At 64.4% G+C, this 1,489-nt stretch carries 1 protein-coding gene; it reads left to right on the top strand.

Features of this window, described 5'->3' with window-relative positions; all coding sequences use genetic code 11:
* Nucleotides 1-79: 79 nt before the first annotated feature.
* Complete coding sequence (locus CA237_RS19390; RefSeq protein ID WP_066693024.1) at nt 80-1,243, top strand: IS110 family transposase; 1,164 nt, start codon at nt 80-82, stop codon at nt 1,241-1,243.
* The last annotated feature ends 246 nt before the right edge of the window (nt 1,244-1,489 follow it).

Raw genomic sequence — 1,489 nt, forward strand, 5'->3', positions numbered from 1 at the left:
CTTGTGGGTTAGCTGCTGCTCAGGCGACGGTGAGAGGCGTATCCTTTTTCGGTCAACGGTGACGGGAAAGGAGCAGGTCATGTCGAAGAAGATCGTGGCGCCGGCCTATGTCGCGGCGATGGAGCGGGCGGAGGCGGATCCGGCGGCAGCGCGGTTCTGGGTCGGGCTGGACATCGGGTTCAAGAGCACGGCGGTGTGCGTCGTGGATGTCGACGGTGCGGTGATCCACCAGGTGTCGATGAAGAGCCATGCGACGGAGATCGGCCGCTATCTGCGGCGCAACTTCAAGTCGCACGTGACGCTGATCGGCATGGAGACGGGCGGCCTGTCACCGCACCTGGCGGGCAAATTGCGCGAGCAGGGTTTCCAGGTGGCGGTGCTCGATGCGCTACAGGTCCACCGGGTGCTGTCGGTGAAGCGCAACAAGACCGACACCAACGATGCGCGCGGCATCGCTGAGATCACGCGCAGCGGCCGCGACTATCTGACCGAGGTCTACGTCAAGTCGAACTTGTGCTTCGAAGTCCGGGCGTCGCTGATCATGCGCGACCGCCTCGTCAAGCAGCGGCGTGAGACCGAGGCGATGATCCGCGGGCTGGTGCGGGTCTATGGCGGGCGGATCGAACCCGGCAGCGACAGCCCGGCGACGTTCCGCGAACGGGCTATCGACCAGTTGTGCCTCATCGCCGACACCGAAGGCGTCGACCTGCGGCCGCGCATCATCCCGCTCCTCGATCTGTGCGAGCGCTTCTACATCGAGGCGGGGCGGATCGAACGCGAACTGGACCTGCTCGCCGCGTCCAATCCGGTGTGCAAGCGGTTCATGGAGATCCCCGGCATCGGCACGATCACGGCGCTGTCCTTCTACAGCGCGATCGAGGACCCGACACGGTTCCGGCATGTCGACGATGTCGCGGCCTATCTGGGCCTGACCCCTCGCGTCTACCAGTCGGGCGAGAGCCTGACGCATGGCGGGATCAGCAAGATGGGCAACCAGCTGACCCGCACGCATCTGGTTGGCGCTGCTACCGTCATGCTGGCGAACACCAAGTCGTTCAGCACGTTGAAGGACTGGGGGATGAAGCTCAGCAAGCGGGTCGGCTTCAACAAGGCCAAGGTCGCACTCGCCCGCAAACTGGCGATCGTGATGTTCAGCCTGTGGCGCGACGGCACGCATTTCATGGCCAAGGCCGCCGACGTCGGGCCGCACCGCGACTTGATGCAGGCGCGCGCGACCGCATAGACAATTCCAGGTTCACACCAGGTTCGTCCGCACAAGAGCGGCGAAACCGTCCTCCCGGGAGGCGGAGGGACAGGAGACTTCGGGCCTAAAGGTGAGGTGGCGACAACCTCGTGACGCTTGTTGAAGCTCCACCCTTTGCACGTGAATGCCCATATTGCGGCAGGCGACAGGCCCAACGGCCATCGCAAAGCGCCCGACCGCGAAGAGACTGTTGCACTCCGGGGGTGATGACGGGTGATCTTGCAA

Origin of the sequence: Sphingomonas sp. ABOLH (assembly GCF_003951715.1) — a bacterium.
In the GTDB taxonomy this organism is placed as follows: Bacteria; Pseudomonadota; Alphaproteobacteria; order Sphingomonadales; family Sphingomonadaceae; genus Sphingomonas; species Sphingomonas hankookensis_A.